1 protein-coding gene is annotated in these 2793 nt (G+C 53.2%); it reads left to right on the forward strand.

Annotated elements, in window-relative coordinates; translation table 11 throughout:
- Positions 1-2793 (forward strand): VCBS domain-containing protein (locus WN56_RS08425; protein ID WP_197075745.1); only part of this gene is annotated, 2793 nt, incomplete at both ends.

Below are 2793 nucleotides of genomic sequence, written 5' to 3' on the forward strand. Positions count from 1 at the left end.
TACCGCAGTAACTGCCACGGGCACCATTGCGATCAGTGATGTTGATGACGGCGATAACCCGACCTTTGCGAATACTACAGAAGCGGGGACTTATGGCTCTCTGGAACTAGTCGGTGAGAACTGGACCTACACCCTCGATCAGTCTGCCGTGCAGGATTTAGATGCTGGCGATCAAGTGACCGACACCATTACTCTCACCGCCTCTGATGGCACCCAGCAAGCTATTGTCATCACCATTACTGGTAGTGAGGATACGCCAGAAGTGACCGGTAGCTTTATCGGTTCCGTGACCGAGGGCAATGTGGGCGATGCGCCTGTAACTGCAAGTGGCACACTTTCAATCAGTGACGTTGATGGCGACGATAATCCCACCTTTGCCAATACTACAGAGACCGGTACCTATGGCTCGCTAGAGCTGGTCAACGGCAATTGGACTTACACCCTCGATCAGTCTGCCGTACAAAACTTGGATGCCGGTGATGAGGTGACAGACACTGTCACGCTCACCGCAAGCGATAACACGCAACAAGATATTGTCATCACCATTACCGGCACCGACGACTTACCTGAAGTCACCGGTAGCTTTACTGGTTCAGTGACCGAAGGCAACGTGGGCGATGCCCCTGTCACTGCCACGGGAACCATCGCGATCAGTGATGTCGATAGTGACGATGCACCCACTTTTGCCAATACCACAGAGAGCGGCACTTACGGTTCGCTAGAGCTGGTGAACGGCAATTGGACTTACACGCTTGATCAGTCTGCCGTGCAGGATTTAGATGCCGGTGATCAGGTGACGGATACCATCACCCTCACCGCAAGCGATAACACACAACAAGATATTGTCATCACCATTACCGGCACCGACGATGAGCCAGAAGTCACCGGTGAGTTTGTTGGCTCAGTCACCGAAGGTGACGAAGGCGATGCAGTCACTGCCACCGGCACCATTGCGATCAGTGATGTCGATGGCGATGACAATCCGACGTTTGCCGATACCACTGAAGCGGGGACTTATGGCTCGCTAGAGCTGGTGAACGGCAACTGGACTTACACCCTCGATCAGAGCTCAGTGCAGGATTTAGATGCCGGCGATCAGGTGACAGACACCATCACCCTCACCGCAAGCGATAACACACAACAAGATATTGTTATCACCATTACCGGCACCGACGACTTACCTGAAGTCACCGGTAGCTTTACCGGCTCAGTGACCGAAGGTGACGAAGGCGATGCGGTCACTGCCACCGGCACCATTGCGATCAGTGATGTTGATGGCGATGACAATCCGACGTTTGCCGATGTTACACAGGCTGGCACTTACGGCTCTCTGGAGCTAGTAGATGGTGCTTGGACCTACACCCTTGATCAGTCTGCCGTGCAGGATTTAGATGCCGGCAATCAGGTGACCGACACCATTACCCTGACAGCAAGCGATAACACCCAACAAGATATTGTCATCACCATTACCGGTAGCGAGGACCTACCTGAAGTCACCGGTGAGTTTATTGGTTCCGTGACCGAAGGCAACGAAGGTGATGCACCTGTCACTGCCACCGGCACCATTGCGATCAGTGATGTTGATGACGGCGATAATCCGACCTTTGCGAATACTACAGAAGCGGGGACTTATGGCTCGTTGGAGCTAGTAGATGGTGCTTGGACGTACACCCTCGATCAATCTGCCGTGCAGGATTTAGATGCCGGTGATGAGGTGACCGACACTATCACGCTCACCGCAAGCGATAACACACAACAAGATATTGTCATCACGATTACGGGAACAGAGGATGCCCCTGAAGCAAGTGGTGAGTTTGTTGGCTCAGTGACCGAAGGTGACGTGGGCGATACCGCAGTAACTGCAACCGGCACCATTTCGATCAGTGATGTCGATGGCGATGACAATCCGACGTTTGCCGACGTCACGCAGGCAGGCACTTACGGCTCGTTGGAGCTAGTAGACGGTGATTGGACGTATACGCTTGATCAAGATAGCGTGCAGGATTTAGATACTGGCGATCAAGTGACCGACACCATTACTCTCACCGCCTCTGATGGCACCCAGCAAGCTATTGTCATCACCATTACTGGTAGTGAGGATACGCCAGAAGTGACTGGTAGCTTTATCGGTTCCGTGACCGAGGGCAATGTGGGCGATGCGCCTGTAACTGCAAGTGGCACACTTTCAATCAGTGACGTTGATGGCGACGATAATCCCACCTTTGCCAATACTACAGAGACCGGTACCTATGGCTCGCTAGAGCTGGTCAATGGAAGCTGGATCTACACCCTCGATCAGTCTGCGGTGCAGGATTTAGATGGCGGTGATCAAGTGACAGACACCATCACCCTCACTGCAAGCGATAACACACAACAAGATATCGTCATCACGATTACGGGGACCGACGATGCGCCAGAAGTGAGTGGTGAGTTTGTTGGCTCAGTCACCGAAGGTGACGAAGGCGATGCGGTCACTGCCACGGGTACCATTGCGCTCAGTGATGTCGATGGCGATGACAATCCGACGTTTGCCGACGTCACACAGGCAGGCACTTACGGCTCGTTGGAACTAGTCGGTGAGAACTGGACCTATACACTAAATCAGGGCTCGGTTCAGGATTTAGATGCCGGCGATCAGGTGACCGACACCATCACCCTCACCGCAAGCGATAACACGCAACAAGATATTGTTATCACCATTACCGGCACCGACGACTTACCTGAAGTCACCGGTAACTTTACCGGCTCAGTCACCGAAGGCAATGAAGACGATGCCCCTGTCACTGCCACGGG

It is taken from the genome of Salinivibrio sp. KP-1 (assembly GCF_000968645.1).
Classification (GTDB): domain Bacteria; phylum Pseudomonadota; class Gammaproteobacteria; order Enterobacterales; family Vibrionaceae; genus Salinivibrio; species Salinivibrio siamensis.